Annotated in this window: 14 protein-coding genes; 3 read left to right on the top strand and 11 right to left on the bottom strand. The window is 71.0% G+C overall.

Going from position 1 to position 16,115, the window contains the following annotated elements:
• Positions 1-217: 217 nt before the first annotated feature.
• From OG956_RS25050 to OG956_RS25040, 3 genes are all read right to left on the bottom strand, one after another.
• On the bottom strand, positions 218-1,231 hold the full coding sequence (locus tag OG956_RS25050) for a 2-hydroxyacid dehydrogenase (RefSeq protein WP_330340235.1): 1,014 nt from the start codon (positions 1,229-1,231) through the stop codon (positions 218-220).
• Between the two features lie 385 nt (positions 1,232-1,616).
• On the bottom strand, positions 1,617-4,301 hold the full coding sequence (gene ppdK, locus OG956_RS25045) for a pyruvate, phosphate dikinase (RefSeq protein ID WP_330340234.1): 2,685 nt from the start codon (positions 4,299-4,301) through the stop codon (positions 1,617-1,619).
• A gap of 16 nt (positions 4,302-4,317) precedes the next feature.
• Positions 4,318-5,220 carry a universal stress protein gene (locus OG956_RS25040; protein WP_330340233.1) on the bottom strand — a complete coding sequence of 301 codons (903 nt, stop codon included), beginning with the start codon at positions 5,218-5,220 and terminating at the stop codon, positions 4,318-4,320.
• Positions 5,221-5,399: 179 nt separating this feature from the next.
• Here OG956_RS25040 and OG956_RS25035 point away from each other — a divergent pair, with 179 nt between their 5' ends.
• Positions 5,400-6,095 (top strand): universal stress protein, encoded by a 696-nt coding sequence (locus OG956_RS25035; RefSeq protein WP_330340232.1) that lies wholly within the window; start codon positions 5,400-5,402, stop codon positions 6,093-6,095.
• Positions 6,096-6,130: 35 nt separating this feature from the next.
• Here OG956_RS25035 and OG956_RS25030 read toward each other — a convergent pair whose 3' ends face one another.
• Genes OG956_RS25030 through OG956_RS25020 form a run of 3 tightly spaced genes read right to left on the bottom strand, consistent with a single transcriptional unit; the run spans position 6,131 to position 10,081 of the window.
• On the bottom strand, positions 6,131-6,628 hold the full coding sequence (locus OG956_RS25030; protein ID WP_330340231.1) for a flavodoxin domain-containing protein: 498 nt from the start codon (positions 6,626-6,628) through the stop codon (positions 6,131-6,133).
• 14 nt (positions 6,629-6,642) lie between these two features.
• The gene (locus OG956_RS25025; protein WP_330340230.1) at positions 6,643-7,374 is read right to left on the bottom strand and encodes a CBS domain-containing protein; all 732 of its coding nucleotides are present in this window, start codon (positions 7,372-7,374) and stop codon (positions 6,643-6,645) included.
• 13 nt (positions 7,375-7,387) lie between these two features.
• Positions 7,388-10,081: a bifunctional acetate--CoA ligase family protein/GNAT family N-acetyltransferase gene (locus OG956_RS25020; protein WP_330340229.1), complete on the bottom strand. Its 2,694-nt coding sequence runs from the start codon at positions 10,079-10,081 to the stop codon at positions 7,388-7,390.
• A gap of 155 nt (positions 10,082-10,236) precedes the next feature.
• Between OG956_RS25020 and OG956_RS25015 the strand changes: the two genes are divergently transcribed.
• Positions 10,237-10,512: a DUF5808 domain-containing protein gene (locus OG956_RS25015; protein WP_330340228.1), complete on the top strand. Its 276-nt coding sequence runs from the start codon at positions 10,237-10,239 to the stop codon at positions 10,510-10,512.
• A gap of 41 nt (positions 10,513-10,553) precedes the next feature.
• Here the strand turns inward: OG956_RS25015 and gap are convergent, their stop codons facing one another.
• Complete coding sequence (gap, locus tag OG956_RS25010) at positions 10,554-11,567, bottom strand: type I glyceraldehyde-3-phosphate dehydrogenase (protein WP_330340227.1); 1,014 nt, start codon at positions 11,565-11,567, stop codon at positions 10,554-10,556.
• Between the two features lie 77 nt (positions 11,568-11,644).
• Between gap and ppk2 the strand changes: the two genes are divergently transcribed.
• Positions 11,645-12,448, top strand: coding sequence for a polyphosphate kinase 2 (ppk2, locus tag OG956_RS25005; protein WP_330340226.1), 804 nt, complete (start codon positions 11,645-11,647; stop codon positions 12,446-12,448).
• A 14-nt stretch (positions 12,449-12,462) separates the two neighbouring features.
• Here the strand turns inward: ppk2 and OG956_RS25000 are convergent, their stop codons facing one another.
• The 4 genes from OG956_RS25000 to OG956_RS24985 form a co-directional block, all read right to left on the bottom strand.
• Positions 12,463-13,335, bottom strand: coding sequence for a universal stress protein (locus OG956_RS25000; protein ID WP_330340225.1), 873 nt, complete (start codon positions 13,333-13,335; stop codon positions 12,463-12,465).
• A 5-nt stretch (positions 13,336-13,340) separates the two neighbouring features.
• Entirely contained in the window at positions 13,341-14,363 is a 1,023-nt protein-coding gene (adhP, locus tag OG956_RS24995) for an alcohol dehydrogenase AdhP (protein WP_330340224.1), read from the bottom strand.
• Between the two features lie 28 nt (positions 14,364-14,391).
• Positions 14,392-15,297: a universal stress protein gene (locus tag OG956_RS24990; protein ID WP_330340223.1), complete on the bottom strand. Its 906-nt coding sequence runs from the start codon at positions 15,295-15,297 to the stop codon at positions 14,392-14,394.
• 162 nt (positions 15,298-15,459) lie between these two features.
• Entirely contained in the window at positions 15,460-16,086 is a 627-nt protein-coding gene (locus OG956_RS24985) for a hypothetical protein (protein WP_330340222.1), read from the bottom strand.
• Positions 16,087-16,115: the final 29 nt, after the last annotated feature.

Here is a 16,115-nt window from a genome sequence, read left to right as displayed (position 1 = left end):
ATCTGTGCCTGGTCCACCGGACGGTGCCCTCCCCATCTGCCATGTCGACGACGAGCCGGGAAGTGCCCTGGTGCAGGTATGGAACCGGCCTTCCCGGCCGCCGCATCATGATCGTCCGAGGGGTACCGGGGTCGGATAGGGCCGAACAGCCCCGGGCCGGCCGTCGGATGGGGTCCAACGGCCCCTCTTCGCGTCGCGCGGCGGGAGCAGACGTAGATCAGGGTGTCTCGGGGCGGACGAGCACGTTGTCGCCGGAGCGGCCGGCGAAGTAGTCCTCGATGTTGGCCACCGTGGTCTGGGCGATCTGCCCGACGGCGTCCCGGGTGAAGTAGGCCTGGTGCGATGTGGTCAGGACGTTGCTGAAGGTCATTAGCCGTGCGAGGCGTTCGTCGGTCATCACTTCCAGCGACTTGTCCAGGAAGAACACGCCGGCCTCCTCCTCGTATACGTCGAGGCCGACACCGCTCAGCCGTCCGGCGCGCAGCGTCTCCAGCAGGGCGTCGGTGTCCACCAGGCCGCCACGGCTGGAGTTGACCAGGATCGCGTCGTCCTTCATCAGCGCCAGGGCCTTGGCATCGACGAGGTGATGGGTCTCGGGCAGCAGCGGCACGTGCAGGCTGACCAGGTCCGCCTCGGCGAACAGCCGCTCGCGCGGCACGTACTTCATGCCGAGCGCCAGGCAGTCGGGGTTCTCGGCGACGTCCCAGCCCAGCAGCCGCATCCCGAACCCATGGGCGATCCGGGCGAACGCCGCGCCGATCTTGCCGGTGCCCACCACCCCGGCCGTCCGGCCGCGCAGGTCGCGGCCCATCAGCCCGTCGAGTCGGAAGTCGAACTCCCGGGTGCGGTGCGCGGCCCGGACGATCCGGCGGTTGACCGCCAGGGCCAGGGTCCAGGCGAACTCGGCGACCGAGTACGGCGAGTAGTACGAGACCCGGGCAACCGTGAGCCCCAGTTCCTTGGCTGCGGTCAGGTCGATGTTGTTGAAGCCAGTGGACCGCTGGGCGATCAGTCGGGTGCCTCCCTTGGTCAGCGAACGCAGTACCTTGGCGTCCAAGGTGTCGTTGACGCTGCTGAGCACGACCTCGTGGCCCGCGGCGGTCGGGACGGTGTCCCCGTCCAGGAACAGCCCCAGACACCTCAGCTCATGCCGGCCCGCGAACGCCTTGTCGAACGCGTCCCTCAGCAGCGGCTCCTCGTCCGCGAGGACGCCATAGGCGACGATCTCCACCTGCTCTCCTCCCGTCGATCGGTGATCACCTCCACCGTAGGCCGGGATCGCATAAGGCAAGAGGGCCGATTGGCTCCGGGGGTGCGACCTGCCGTCCCAGGACACCGGGCCGCCGCGCTGATTGCGAAGGTCGTGCGGAGAGGACGACGCTCCCCTCCGCGAAAGTCCCCACGCCCGTCCTCACCGGCGAGGCGAGCGTGCCCCGTTCGGGCGGCGGAGACGAAGAGGCGAGGCTGCGGATCCACACCCCTGGTGGATGCGGTTCCGGTCACCCGAAGCGGCCTCCCCGCCCGCCGGCGGGGAGGCCATGGGGAGCCCAGCACGCGCAACCCACGGGCTGCGCTGGGCTACCTGGGGAGCCCGATCGCCAAGCCGAATGCGACTGTCACCGGCTGTCGCTGGTTTCGGTTTCCGTGAGGGCTGCTCGTCCCGCCTCCAGCCGAGCGGCCGGGATGCGGAGGGGGGAGCAGGAGACGTAGTCGAGGCCCGCCCGGTGGAAGAAGTGGATGGACTCCGGGTCGCCGCCGTGCTCGCCGCACACCCCGGTCTCCAGCTCGGGGTTGACGGCGCGGCCCGCCTCCACGGCCAGCTCTACGAGCTTGCCTACGCCCTCCTGGTCGATCGTCTCGAAGGGGGACACGCTGAAGATGCCCTTCTCCAGGTACAGCGGGAAGAAGGACGCTTCGGCATCGTCGCGGGAAAGTCCCCAGGTGGTCTGGGTGAGATCGTTGGTGCCGAAGGAGAAGAAGTCGGCGGCGTCGGCGATGCGTCCGGCGGTGAGGGCCGCGCGGGGCAGTTCGATCATTGTGCCGATCGGGAGGTGCAGGGACTCCCCTGTCTCCGCCGTGACTTCGGCGAGCACGCGCTCTGCTTCCGTTCGGGCCAGGCGCAGTTCCTCGACCGTTCCGACGAGCGGGATCATGATCTCGGCGTGCGGCTGGCCGCCCTCGCGCAGCCGGTGGACGACGGCCTCAGCGATCGCGCGGACCTGCATGGCCATAAGGCCGGGAACGGCCAGTCCGAGGCGTACGCCGCGCAATCCCAGCATCGGGTTCTGCTCATGCAGACGCTCGATGGCATCGAGCAGTTCGCGGTCGTGGACGTCTGGATGGGTGGCGCTCGCCAGGCGGACGGCCAGCGCGGTGCGGTCGGGCAGGAACTCGTGCAGCGGCGGGTCGATGAGCCGAATGGTCACCGGCAGCCCGTCCATGGCGGTGAGGATGCCGATGAAGTCCTCGCGCTGCAGCGGCAGCAGCGTCGCGAGAGCCTCCTCGCGGGCCGTGTCGTCGCGGGCCAGGATCATCGCCTCGACCAGCGTCCTGCGGTCGCCCAGGAACATGTGCTCGGTGCGGCACAGGCCGATGCCCCGGGCGCCGAGCCGGCGGGCGCGGACGGCGTCCTCAGGGGTATCGGCGTTCGCCCGTACCTGAAGGCGGCGGACGGAGTCCGCGTGCGCGAGTGCCGTCAGGACCGCCTCTGTCAGCGGGCCGGTGCTCTCACCGGTCTCCAGCGCGCGCCCGACGTCGGAGGCGGTGAGCGGCAGCGCACCGAGGTGCACCGTGCCCGCCGTTCCATCGACGGACACGGTGTCGCCCTCGCGTACGACGGCCCCTGTGTCCGTGGTGAGGCGGCGGGCGACCGGGTCGACGGTCAGCGACTCAGCCCCGCACACGCACACCTTGCCCATGCCGCGCGCGACGACGGCGGCGTGGCTGGTCTTGCCGCCCCGGCTGGTGAGGACGGCCTGAGCGGCGATCATTCCGGGCAGGTCGTCGGGGGTCGTCTCACGGCGCACAAGGATGGTGTCCTGCCCGCCGGCGGCTCGGCGCTGTGCCTCGGCGAAGTCGAAGACGACGACCCCGACCGCTGCGCCCGGTGAGGCCGGTACGCCGTGCGCGAGAGGCACGTCGGCGGGGGTGGTGTCGAAGCGGGGGAACATCAGCCGGGTCAGCTCGGCTCCGTCCACGCGGGCCAGCGCCTCGTCGGCCGTGATCGTCTTCTCCTCGCGCAGGTCGTGGGCGATACGGAAGGCGGCCTCGGCGGTGCGCTTGCCGACCCGCGTCTGGAGGATCCACAGCCGGCCGCGTTCGACGGTGAACTCCACGTCGCACAGATCCCGGTAGCGGTTCTCCAGCGTGCGCAGGTGGTCTCCGAGCTCGACGTACGAGCGGGGATCGAGGGTCTTCAGCTCGCTCAGGGGCACGGCGTCGCGGACTCCCGAGACGACGTCCTCGCCCTGGGCGTCGGGCAGGTAGTCGCCGTACATGCCGCGGGCGCCGGTGGCGGGGTCCCGGGTGAAGGCGACGCCGGTACCGGAGTCGGGACCGAGGTTGCCGAACACCATCGCCTGGACGTTGACGGCGGTGCCGAGGTCGTCGGGGATGTGCTCGCGGCGGCGGTATACACGGGCGCGTTCGCCGTTCCAGGAATCGAAGACCGCACGGATGGCGCGCTGGAGCTGCTCGACGGGATCCTGGGGGAAGTCCTCGCCCGTCTCCCGGCGAATGATCGCCTTGAACTCCTCAGTGAGCAGCGCGAGTTCACCGGCGTCAAGGTCGTGGTCGTCACGCGTCCCCCGCTGCGCCTTGTGCGCGACGATGGCCTGCTCGAACAGGTCACCGTCGACGCCCAGCACCGTGCGGCCGAACATCTGCACCAGCCTCCGGTACGAGTCCCACGCGAACCGCTCCTGTCCGGACGCCTTGGCAAGGCCGGCGACGGACTCGTCGTTGAGGCCGATGTCGAGGATGGTCTCCATCATGCCGGGCATCGAGAAACGGGCGCCGGAGCGTACGGACACCAGCAACGGATCGTCGGGCGCACCCAACGTGCGCCCCATGGCTCGTTCCAGGCCGGCCAGGGCGCGAGCCTCCTCGATGCCGAGTTCGGGTGGCTCCTCGCACGTGGCGAGGTAGACCTTGCAGGCTTCGGTGGTGACGGTGAAGCCCGGCGGCACGGGCAGTCCGAGCCGGGTCATCTCGGCCAGGCCGGCTCCCTTGCCGCCGAGCAGGCCGGCCATCTCCCGGCTGCCCTCGGCGAAGGCGTACACGTACGTTGTCGGTGTGCTCATCGCGCTCTCCGGTCTCTCACATGTGGGGCACGACGGCCAGCGGGCAGCCGACGTGGTGGACGGCGGCATGGGTGACGGGACCGATGCGCGGAACCATCGGCCGCTCGGACAGGCGGCGGCCGACGACGAGGAGGCTCGCCGCCGAGGCGGCCCGGACCAGCGCGGTGGAGGCCTTGCCCTCCACAACGGTCTCCAGGACCTCGGTCTCGGGGTACTTGTCCCGCCACACCTTCAGGACAGCGGACAGGAAGCCCTGCCACTCCTCGGCCCGCGCAGGATCGTTGACCAGAACGATGTCTCCGGGGCCGAGGCTGATCGCGGAAGGCGGCTGCCAGGCGTACACGACCCGCAGCCGGGCCCGCCGCAACTGGGCCTCCTCGAACGCGAACTCGATCACCTCGTCGCAGGCATCAGCGAGGTCGATGCCGAGCACTACATCGAGGTAGCCGGTCCGGGTGGACGGGCTGCCGTCGTCCGCCGGGAAGTGCTCGTCCTCGGCCTCCTCCCCTGTCCGTACGAGGATCACGGGACGGGTGGCCTTCGCGACCACCCCTTGGGCGACGGACCCGACGAGGAGTCCGGTGAAGCCGCTCAGGCCGCGCGAGCCCAGGACCAGCAGTTCGGCCTGTTCAGCGGCCTTCAGCAAGGCCGCGGTCGCCGGGCCCTCGACCTGCTCATCGGCGACGTCCACGCCGGGTACGGCGCTGCGGATGCGCTCCTCCGCCTGCCGCAGAACGCGGCGCGCCAAATGCCGCTGCGCGGCGTTCGCCGGCTCCCCTTCCGTCTGGCGGGGATGCCAGTTCCAGGCGTGCACCAGTCGCAGCGGTCGGTCACGACGCACGGCCTCGCGGGCGGCCCACTCGGCGGCGGCGAGGCTCTCGGTCGATCCGTCTACTGCGGCGATGACGGGCGACAGCATGGTGCGCACCTCCTGCGCTTGTTCTGCTTGGTACTGCCAGCGTCTTCCTGAGGGGACCCGGTCGGATATGGGCCGCAAGGGCTCTCGCGGGTCCATTCGGCCCCTGCGCCGGTCCTGGGGCGGTCGGCACGGTAGGAGGAGTGAGAGCGGGTCACCCGTGTGCCAGGGAGGCGATCGTCGTGAGCCGAGTCATCATTGCCTGCGCCAACGGGACAGGCCGTAGTCATACGGCCGTGGACTGGGCGGCGCACGAGGCGTCGCTGCGCGACCTGCCGCTCGAGGTGCGGTACGGCTCACCGCCGAACGATCTGAGTACCACGGCGATGCTCGTGCTCGACCTGTCCGCGACGGGGGACGACACCACCGGCCTGGCAACGGGCCCGGCTGCACTCGCCGTTACGGCCGCCTCCGCGTGCCCCGTGGTACTCATACCGGACGCCGACGTCCCCGTCGCAGCTCCGGCCCGCCGGGTCACACAGGTCACCCTCGGGATTGACGCCCGTCACCCGGCGGAGCAGGCCATCGACTTCGCCTTCGGCGCCGCCCAGGTCCGGGGGGTACGGCTGCACGCCGTACACGCCTGGAAACTTCCCTCCTGCGCCGCCGGGTTGCCCTTCGGTGTTCCCGAGGCGGACCGTGCCACGTGGGAGGACCACGAAGTGCAGCTGCTGGGCGACGCGCTGCGGCCTTGGCGGGTGAAGTACCCGCGGGTTCCGGTCCTTGAGGACGTCGTACTGCTCAACCCCGTCGAGGCCTTGATCCACCACGCCGAGGCCGCCGCACTCTTGGTCGTGGGACGCGGCGCCAGCGGGACACCGGGCGTCGTGCAGGCCTTGTTGCGCGAAGCTCAGTGTCCGGTCGCCCTCGTGCCGTGAATCGTGGGCGGGAGCCAAGGCGAGGAGGTGATGACCTAAGCAGCCGTCAGTTCCTTTGCGATCCGCTGCGCCCAGGCCTCGATCGCGGGGAAGTCGCGGAAGTCACCGCCCTTGCCGTTGCGGAGGATCATCCGTGCGACTCTGCCCCGCGCGCCCTCCTCCAAGCAGCCGCCGAAGGTGAGGTGCTCCCTGACGCCGAGCCGGTCCATGGCGCGCCGCACGCCGGACACGGGCGGGATGTTCCGCTCCAAGGCTGAGGCGTCCAGCGGCCCGCTGCTGAAAAACCACAGGGGGCGTTCGGCCAGGGCACGGCGGTGGCGGCGGACGAAGCGGCGCGCGTCCTTCTGCCAGCGGCCGGTGTACAGCGCGCCCCCAATCACCACCGCATCGTAGGTCTCGATGTTCGCCACGGATGGTGCAGGCCGTACCTCGGCCGTCAGCCCGTTCTTGCGCAGGACCTGGGCAACGGCCTCGGCGATCTGCGCAGTCGATCCGTTCGTCGTCCCGTACGCGACCAGGACCTTGCCGGTCATGGCGGTCCGCCCCCTCACAGGCGACGCAGCCAGTCGTCGGCCACGCCGTGCAGTGCCTGTTCGGCGGGCTGGACGTGGCTGTCGTCCAGGCGGTAAGTGAGGTTGTCGACCACCGCGACCACGCCGTCGATCTGCTTGGCCATGGAGACGGCGATCTCCGTCTCACTCTTGCGCTCCATGTGGCCGGCGAGCGTGACCACACCCTCCACCACGGAGACATCGACGCTCCGCGGGGTCAGCCACAGCGCACGCACGAGGACTTCCTCGACCACCTCGTCGCGGATCTCCGTGTCCGGCCGGAGGAAGACCTGGAGCAGGTCACGGCGGGTGACGATGCCGACGAGCCGGTCCTCCTCGTCCACGACCGGCAGCCGTTCTACGTGCCGCTGGGCCATGGTCCGCGCGGCCTCGACGATGGTGTCCTCGGCGCGCACGGTGACGGGCGGTTCGGTCATCAGCCGGCCGGCGGTGCGGGCCGTGGCCTTGGCGGCCCTCCGCCTGCCGTCGCGCGTCAACGCCGCGATGCGCGAGCGGTGCTTCGGCTCGTACGGGTCGGGTGTTTCGGCCTGGCGGGCCATCAGGTCGGTCTCGGAGATGACGCCGATGACCTTCTGGTCCTCGTCCACGACCGGCAGTCCGCTGATCCTGTGGTGAGCGAGCAGCCGGGCGACTTCCTTGAAGGGGGTGCCGTACGAGGCGCGGATGACGTCCGTGGTCATCACGGAGCCGATCTTGTTGTGCTTCATCTCGGGTTCCTCCTCAGCGGAGTCGGCGCAGATAGGGGTCCTGGGGCCTGCGCGGCACCAGCCGCACCCGCGCGTCGAGCACGGAGACATCGGCCGTGGTCGCGAGCACGGGGTTGAAGTCGACCTCCGAGAGTTGCGGCAGGTCAGCCGCCATACGCGACAGGCGCGACAGCAGCTGCTCCAGGCCCTCGAGATCGGCCGGCCCGCTGCCGCGGGCTCCGAACAGCAGCGGTGCGCAGCGCGGCGCGGTGATCAGGTCGTGCACATCGTGGTCGGTGAGCGGGGCCAGACGGGCGGCGTGGTCGCCGAGGACCTCGGTGGCGGTGCCGCCGAGCCCGAACAGCACGAGCGGGCCGAAGACCTCGTCCTGGACGACGCCCGCGAACAGTTCGGTGCCCCGCGCGGCAAGCGGCTGTACGACCACACCGGTCAGCAGCCCCGCGAACCGGGTCTCGAAGTCCCGGAAGGCCGCCCGGACCTGAGCGTCGCCCTGGAGGTCGAGATGCACGGCGCGCTGCTCACTCTTGTGGACCAGCCCCGGCCAGTGGGCCTTCATCACCACCCGGCCGTCCGGACCGCGCAGCCGCCGGGCCGCGAGGACGGCATCGTCCTCGGTCTCCGCCCACGCCCACGGGATCTGCGGAATGCCGTAGCAGTCCAGCAGGTCGGCACAGGTGCGCGGGTCGAGCCAGCCGCCGTCCGGATACTCGGCCAGGAAGGTGTCAGTGATCTCCTGGGCACGGGTGGTGCCGATGCCGTCGAGTTCCGGGACCGTGCCCACGGGCCGGGCGAGCCAGGCCGCGCGGCGTGCGGCGTGAGCCAGCGCACGTGCCGCCGCCTGAGGTTCGGCGTACGAGGGGATCGTGCCGCCACCGGTGGCGGGTAGCAGCTTGACCGGCAGGTCCTGTTCGAGGCGTACGGCGGCAACCGGCTTGGCCCGGTGCGCGGGGGCGTCGGTGAGTGCCCGGACGAGGTCGTCACCGGTCGCGGTGGCAACCGCCGTGGGTACGAGAGCCACCAGTACGGCGTCGATGCCCGGGTGGTGCGTCAGCCGGTCCAGGCAGTCCGCGAGCTGTTCCTCCGTGACGGCCGCAGTGGCGTCGACAGGGTTGCCGACCGCCGCACCCTGCGGGAGCACGGCGAGCAGGTCGTCGACGACGTCAGCGGGCAACGGCGGCAGAGCCAGTCCCGCCTCCGTGCAGGCGTCCGCGGCGAGGACCCCGGCACCGCCCGCGTTGGTGACGATCGCGACACGCGTTCCTGCGGGGAGCGGCTGGGAGTGCATCAGGGCGGCGGTTTCGAGGAGTTCGCCGACCGAACGGGTGGCGGTGATGCCGGCCTGGGTGAACAGTGCCTGCCGGGTCATGGTGCGGGTGGCAGCCGCCGCCGTGTGCGAGGCGGCGGCGCGGCGGCCCGCCTCGGTACGGCCCGCGTCCACGGTCAGGACCGGCATACGGCGGGTGACGCGGCGCGCGGTGCGGGAGAACGCGCGCGGACTACCGAAGGACTCCAGGTGCAGCAGCGCCAGTTCAGTGCGGCCATCACTCTCCCACCACTGGAGCATGTCGTTGCCGCTGACGTCGTACTTGTCGCCGAGGGAGGCGAACGACGACACCCCGATGCCGAGCCGGGACAGCCCGTCGAGCAGTGCGATGCCGACCCCGCCAGACTGCACGGCGACGCCTGCGGTCCCGGGGAGCGGGTGGTCGGCGGCGAAGGTGGCGTCCAGACGCAGATCGGGGTCGGTGTTGGAGATGCCGAGGCAGTTGGGCCCCACCAGGCGCATGCCGTGGGTGCGGCACGTGGCCAGCAGCGTGTGCGCCTGGCCGGCGTCGAGGCCGGCGGTGACGACGAGCAGCGCCCGCACCCCGGCCTTGCCACATTCCTCGGCGGTGGCCGGGACGGCGGCTGCGGGGACGGCCACGACCACCAGGTCGGGGGTCTTGGGCAGCGCGCTCACGGACGGGTACGACGGCACGCCGAGGATGTGGTTCACGCTCGGGTTCACGGCGAACAGGCGGTGGGTGTAGCCGCCCGCCTTCAAGTGGTGCAGGATCGCCCGGCCGACCGAGCCGGGTTTGCGTCCGGCACCAGCGACTGCGACCACGTTCGGGCACAGCAGCGGCTCGAGGCTGGCCACGTCGGCGGCCCGGCCCCGGGCCTCCACGGCCGACAGATAGGCGTCGTCCGCGTCGAGCCGGATCGTGCAGCGCACCTCGGGCCCGTCGAACCGGCGGGCGGTACGCAGGCCGAGGTCGGCGAAGAGCCGGAGTATCTCGCGGTTCTCGCTGAGCGCGTCGGCGGTGAAGGTGGTGATGCCCTCCGCCCGGGCTGTGGAGACCAGGTGCTCGACGAGCAGGGTGCCCACTCCGCGGTGGTGCAGGCCGTCGCAGACGGCGATGGAGATCTCGGCCTCGTCCTTCTCACCCGCTGTGTCGTACTCGGCGAGTCCGATCACCTGACCGTGCGTCTCGGCCAGCAGGGCCCGGTAGCCGGGGTGCGCGGGGGCGCAGGCCCGGTCGGCGGCCAGGGCGGCGGACCGGGGGCTCAGCGAGAAGAAACGCAGACGGAGATTGTCCGGGGACATCTCCTCATAGAGTCCCTGCACCCGGTCGTGGTCGGCCGCGGTCACAGGACGGATGCACACGGTGGTGCCGTCCGCGAGCAGGGCGTGAACTGGGGGTCGGTTGAGCACGGCTTCCGACATCAGGGATCTCCTCCAAGCTTCTCGATGGTTCGAGCATCCGGCGGGCGGCACGGCAGTCCCAGGGGCTGTACGGGGCCGGACGTTGGGCCGGTCGGCCCTGGTTGCGCGGCGCCATGGCCTTGGCCTCGTGCCTGGACGCCACGTAGCGTCTGACCATGAACAGGCAACTGCGAAAGAACGTGGTGCTCGTTGCCGCCGGCGCGGTCGTCGCTGCAGCTCTGACGAAGGAACTGCGCCAACCCCCAGAGGCGCGCACTTGGACAGGGCGCATCTTCGGCCTCCCGTACGACTTCCGGCGGCCCACACCGGAGAAGATCGCCCGCGAGTTCTGGGATCCCGACAGCGACGCCTTCTTCACGCCGCACGCCTTCGGCGTCGGATACGGGCTGAACCTGGCCCGTGTGGCCCGTGTGCTACGCCGTTGTCGTTGACCGGGTTCCAGCAACCACCTACAGCGGCTGGCCGTTGCCCATCAGACGTCGGCGACCAGCGCAGTGAGGTCCAGCAGCCGGTTCGTGTAGCCCCATTCGTTGTCGTACCAGCCGAAGACCTTGACGAGGGTGCCACCCGCCTGGGTGAGCGCGGCGTCGAAGACGCAGGAGGCCGGGTCGCCGATGACGTCTCGGGAGACGATGGGCGCCGTCGAGACGCGCAGGATGCCGTTCAGCGGGCCCTCCGCCGCCGCGGCGAAGGCGGCGTTGATCTCGTCCGCGGTGGCCTCGCGGTTCAGCACCACCGTAAGGTCAGTGAGCGAGCCGTCCTCCACGGGCACCCGGACGGCGATACCGTCCAGCGCACCGTCCAGCTCCGGCAGTACGAGACCGACGGCGCGGGCGGCACCGGTGCTCGTCGGGATGATGCTCAGGGCTGCCGAGCGGGCGCGGCGCAGGTCCTTGTGAGGGCCGTCGAGCAGGGACTGGTCGTTGGTGTAGCCGTGGACGGTGGTCAGCAGGCCGCGGTCGATGCCGAAGTTCTCGTCGAGCACCTTGACCATCGGCGCCAGGCAGTTGGTGGTGCAGGAGGCGGCCGAGATGATCCGGTCGCGGTGCCGGTCGTACGTGTTGTCGTTGACGCCCATCACGAGGGTCGCGTCGACGCCCTTACCGGGCGCCGAGAGCAGCACCGTGTGGGCGCCTGCCTTCAGGTGCAGGGCCGCGGCGTCGCGGTCGCGGAAGCGGCCGGTGGACTCGATGACGATGTCGGCTCCGTAGTCGGACCAGTGCAGGGCGGCGGGGTCGCGCTCGGCGGTGACGGCGATGCGCCGGCCGTCGACGGTGATCGAGCTGTCGTCGTGCACGACCTCGCGTCCGATGTGTCCGAACGTCGAGTCGTACTCCAGGAGGTGGGCGAGGGTGGCGGGCGGGGCGATGTCGTTGATCGCGACGACGTGGACGTCCTGGGTTCCCGCCTCCGCGCGGTCGAGGGCCGCGCGGAGATAGGTGCGGCCGATGCGGCCGAAGCCGTTGATGCCGACACGTACGGTCATGGTGAGGGACTCCTTTACAGTCGGGGGCCTACCGTGGGTCGTGAGTGACTCAGTGGGTCGTCGGTGGTGGAGGCGGCATGGCCGGTAAGAAGGCGGCGAAGCTGCCGCGCGAGGTGTATGAGAAGGAACTGCTCCGTCTGCAGACCGAGTTGGTGAAAGTGCAGGAGTGGGTGCGGGCGGAGGGCGCCCGGCTGGTCGTGATCTTCGAGGGGCGGGACGCGGCCGGCAAGGGCGGCACGATCAAGCGGGTCGCCGAGCACCTGAACCCGCGGGTGGCGCGGATCGCGGCGCTGCCGAAGCCGACCGAGCGTGAGCGCACCCAGTGGTACTTCCAGCGGTATGTGGAGCATCTGCCGGCGGCCGGGGAGATCGTGCTGTTCGACCGGTCCTGGTACAACCGAGCCGGCGTCGAGCATGTGATGGGCTTCTGTACGAAGGAGGAGTACCAGCTCTTCCTGCGGCAGTGCCCGATCTTCGAGCGGATGCTGGTAGAGGACGGGATCCTGCTGCGCAAGTACTGGTTCTCGGTGAGCGACACCGAGCAGCAGGAGCGGTTCCGGCGGCGCCTGGAGGATCCGCTGCGGCGCTGGAAGCTGTCGCCGATGGACCTGGAGTCGATCACCCGCTGGGAGGCGTACTCCCGGGCGAAGGACGAGATGCTGGTGCACACCGACATCTCCGAGGCGCCCTGGTACGTCGTGGAGAGCGACGACAAGCGCCGGGCCAGGCTGAACATGATCGCCCACCTGCTGGACTCGCTGCCGTACCGCGACGTGCCGCCACCGGTTCTGGAACTGCCGCGTCGGCCGCCGTCGACCGGCTACGAGCGCCCGCCGCGTGATCTGCAGACGTACGTCCCCGATCACGCGGCGAGCCTGTAAGCCGGTCACTGCGCTCACGCCCGCTGCGGTACGACGGCGACAGGACAGGTGGCGTGGTGCAGCACCGCGTGGGCGACGCGGCCGAGTTGGAGGCCGTAGTGGCCCTCGCGGCGCCGGGCCCCGACGACGAGCAGGTCGGCGTCGGCCGAGGCGCCGAGCAGGACCTGGCGGGCGTGGCCCTCGACAGTACGGCGGTGCACCTCGATGTCGGCCGGGAGGTCCCGCAGAGCTGTTTCCAGCACCTCCGCCGCCTTCTCCTCGTGCAGTCGGGCCGGTTCGCCGGCTAGCAGGGGGTGGTCAGTCGTTTCGTGCGCGGGGCAGCGCCAGGCTCGTACGGCTTCCAGCGGCACGCCTCGGCGCTGTGCCTCGTCGATGGCGAAGCGCATCGCAGCCGCGTTCGCCGGCTCCTCGCCGACGCCCACGACGATGCGGCCGTGCCTGCCGGGTACGGCCCGGTTGTCGTGGCTGCCGCGCAGCACGATCACGGGGCAGTGCGCGTGGCCGGCCACCGTCACGCTGACGGAGCCAAGCAGCGCCTCGGCCAGGCTGCTGCGGCCCCGTGAGCCCAGAACCATGGCAGCGGCGGTGCGGCTTTCCCGTACCAGCGCGTACTCGGGTTCCTCGGGCAGCACGTCGATGGTGACCTTCACGTCTGGTCGGCGGGTACGGACCCGGCGTGCGGCGGTCTCGACGATGTCCTCGGCCATCACTTGGTCCGAGGGCTTGCCGAGGTCGTCCGCGAGTGAGGTGCCTTCGTACCGTTCCCAGAGCGAGGCGTACACCAGCCGCAGCGGCAGATCGCGCAGGGCGGCTTCGTCGGCCGCCCAGTCGACGGCGCGCAGGCTCGGCTCGGAGCCGTCGACGCCGACGACCAGGGGGAGTTCCATCGTGCTCACCGTCCCGCGGCCAGGTCGAAGACGATCCGGGCCTTGATGTCACCGCGCAGCACGGCGTCGATGGAGTCGTTCACGGAGGCGAGCGGGCGGGTCTCGTAGATGACCTTGGTGCGGCCGGCCGCGTGGAGCTGGAAGACCTCGGTGAGGTCCTGCCGAGTGCCGACGATGGAGCCGATCACGGACGTGCCGTTGAGGACGGTGTCGAAGATGGGGACCTGGATCGTGCCGTGCGCGGGCAGCGCCACCATGACGAGCTTTCCGCCGCGCCGTAGACCGGAGTTGACCGCCTCGAACGCGGCCGGGTTCACCGCAAGGGCGATCGCCGCGTGGGCGCCGCCGTGCTTCTTCAGCTCCTTGCCGACGTCCTGCTTGCGGGCGTCGATGACGAGGTCGGCCCCGAGTTCCGCGGCGAGTTCGAGCTTGTCGTCGGTGACGTCGATGGCCGCGACGGTGGCCCCGGCGATCTTGGCGTACTGCAGGGCGAGATGTCCGAGTCCGCCGACGCCGGAGATCGCCACAAGCTGGGTGGGCCGGACGTCGGCGACCTTGAGGGCCTTGTACGTGGTGACGCCCGCGCAGGTCAGCGGCGCGGCGTCGAACGGGGTGACGCCCTCGGGCACGGGCTGGGCGAAGTCGGCCCAGGCCAGCATCTTCTCCGCGTACCCGCCGTCGCAGCCGTACCCGGTGTTGACCTGCTGCTCGCACAACGTCTCCCAGCCGGACAGGCAGTGCTCGCACCGCCCGCACGCCCTGCCGAGCCACGGCACCGCGACGCGCTGCCCGACGGACAGGTGGGTGACGCCCTCCCCGAGCTTCTCGACGACGCCGACTCCTTCGTGACCGGGGACGAAGGGCGGGGTGGGCTTGACGGGCCAGTCGCCGTGCGCGGCGTGGATGTCGGTGTGGCACAGCCCGGAGGCCTCGACACGGATGCGGACCTGGCCGGGGCCGGGTTCGGGGTCGGGGCGCTCCTCGATGACCAGGGGCTCGCCGAAGGCTCGTACGACCGCTGCCTTCATGATCTGTTCTCTCCTCTGGAAAGGGGCGTCAGTCGTGGGCGACGACGGCGACGGGGGCAGTGGAGTGGTGCAGGACGGCGTGGGTGACGGTGCCGATGTGGGCGCCGACGGAGGAGCGGCGGATGCGGCGGCCGACGACGACCAGGGAGGCCTCGCGGGAGGCGTCGATCAGGAGGAGCGAGGGGCTGCCGAAGTCGGACTGCTCGACGACCTCGACGTCGGGGTACTTCTGCCGCCAGGGGCGCAGCACCTCGCTCAGGATGGTGGCGTCGCCCTTCGCCATCTCCCGCTCGACCGCGGGCTCCAGAGCCATGCCGTAGGCGTAGTAGGGCGGCGGGTTCCAGGCGTGCACGACCCGCAGCGGCACCGAGCGGCGCGCCGCGGCCTCGAAGGCGAACCCGATCAGTGCCTCGTCGGGGCCGGCGATGTCGAGCCCGAGGACGACGGGACGGAACCCAGTGGCCGCGGACGGGATGCCCGCCGGGTCCATCTCGTGCTCGTCCGCGGCCTGCTCGCCGGCGCGGACCAGGACCACGGGCCGCCGGGCATGCGCCACGACCGCGAGCCCGACCGACCCGACCAGGAAGCCGCCGACTCCGCCTAGGCCGCGTGAGCCGAGGACGAGTATGTCGGCGTCCTCGGCCGCGTTGACCAGGGCTTCGGCGGGCCGTCCGGTGAGCTGCTCGGTACTCACCTCGACGCCCGGGTGACGCAGCCGCAGGCCCTCGGCGGACTCGCGGGGGATCCTCTCGGTCCAGTGCTGGTGCGTCTCGGCGCCGAGGAGCGGGGCCTGGGCCATGGGCTCCGGGACGGGCTCCCAGACCTGGACGAGCTTGACCGGCAGTCCGCGCAGTTCCGCCTCGCGGGCCGCCCATTCCGCGGCGGCGCGGCTCTCGGGTGAGCCGTCAAGGCCGACGGTGATGGTGCGGGGCATGTTCTCCACCTCCTGAATCGGGGCCCCGAGGGGTCCCGATTCCAGCGTCGTGTCGGGGGGTTCTTCAGGGCAGGGGCCGCTGGTCCTTCAGCGGGGACGATGGGCCCTGCACAGGGGTCGGGGGGTCGGGTCCGGGGCGAGGTCCGTCCCGCCGCGTGCGGGTCAGTGCAGCCAGGTGTGGTCGCGGACGATCGGCAGCCGCGCCCATTGCCGGCCCAGGCCCCAGGTGGCGCCTGCGCCCGCTGCCGCCAGGGCGATCAGCGCGAGAGCGTAGATCACGTGGTAGTCGGTGAACGGATTCGTCGACATGCTCGGCGCGCCGTTCGACAGATGCCTGGCCGGCGGCCACTCGGCGATCCACATGAGCGCCATCATCGCCGTGCCCGCCACCGCGGCCGGCCACAGCGCCACACCCGCCATGACGGCCAGGCCGATGCCCAGCAGGCCGAGCATGAACAGCCAGTCCGCCCACCCGTCACCGGCCCAGGAGTGGAACGTCGACTCCATCGGCCCGGCGGCGACGGAACCCAGGAAGCCCTTCGTCGGCGACCCGCCGTCGATCCAGCCCTTGCCGGAGGCGGTCGCGTACCCCAGGCCGAAGGTCTTGTCCAGGAACGCCCAGAGGAAGACGAACCCGGTCAGGACGCGCAAGGACGCGAGGGCGTAGGCCTGCGCGGTGTGCGTGTCGAGACGTGCGGACACGGCGGACTCGGAGCCGGTCCGGTGCCGGCGGAAGGCGGCCGACAGGTGGAAGCCCGGGCTCCCGTGAGCGTGCTCGTGCGCGGCCATGATGGTGGTCCCTTCGGGGATGTATGAGT

It is taken from the genome of Streptomyces sp. NBC_00557, from assembly GCF_036345995.1.
Taxonomy (GTDB): Bacteria; Actinomycetota; Actinomycetes; order Streptomycetales; family Streptomycetaceae; genus Streptomyces.
Note: the sequence above shows the minus strand (reverse complement) of the source record. Positions and strands in the feature narration are given on the sequence as shown.

What these genes read in the sequence shown, in the direction of transcription:
- ppdK (WP_330340234.1), bottom strand. Translation starts at nt 4,301, where the DNA reads ATGAGCACACCGACAACGTACGTGTACGCCTTCGCCGAGGGCAGCCGG.
- OG956_RS25040 (WP_330340233.1), bottom strand. Translation starts at nt 5,220, where the DNA reads ATGCTGTCGCCCGTCATCGCCGCAGTAGACGGATCGACCGAGAGCCTC.
- OG956_RS25030 (WP_330340231.1), bottom strand. Translation starts at nt 6,628, where the DNA reads ATGACCGGCAAGGTCCTGGTCGCGTACGGGACGACGAACGGATCGACT.
- OG956_RS25025 (WP_330340230.1), bottom strand. Translation starts at nt 7,374, where the DNA reads ATGAAGCACAACAAGATCGGCTCCGTGATGACCACGGACGTCATCCGC.
- OG956_RS25020 (WP_330340229.1), bottom strand. Translation starts at nt 10,081, where the DNA reads ATGTCGGAAGCCGTGCTCAACCGACCCCCAGTTCACGCCCTGCTCGCG.
- OG956_RS25015 (WP_330340228.1), top strand. Translation starts at nt 10,237, where the DNA reads ATGAACAGGCAACTGCGAAAGAACGTGGTGCTCGTTGCCGCCGGCGCG.
- gap (WP_330340227.1), bottom strand. Translation starts at nt 11,567, where the DNA reads ATGACCGTACGTGTCGGCATCAACGGCTTCGGCCGCATCGGCCGCACC.
- ppk2 (WP_330340226.1), top strand. Translation starts at nt 11,645, where the DNA reads ATGGCCGGTAAGAAGGCGGCGAAGCTGCCGCGCGAGGTGTATGAGAAG.
- OG956_RS25000 (WP_330340225.1), bottom strand. Translation starts at nt 13,335, where the DNA reads ATGGAACTCCCCCTGGTCGTCGGCGTCGACGGCTCCGAGCCGAGCCTG.
- adhP (WP_330340224.1), bottom strand. Translation starts at nt 14,363, where the DNA reads ATGAAGGCAGCGGTCGTACGAGCCTTCGGCGAGCCCCTGGTCATCGAG.
- OG956_RS24990 (WP_330340223.1), bottom strand. Translation starts at nt 15,297, where the DNA reads ATGCCCCGCACCATCACCGTCGGCCTTGACGGCTCACCCGAGAGCCGC.
- OG956_RS24985 (WP_330340222.1), bottom strand. Translation starts at nt 16,086, where the DNA reads ATGGCCGCGCACGAGCACGCTCACGGGAGCCCGGGCTTCCACCTGTCG.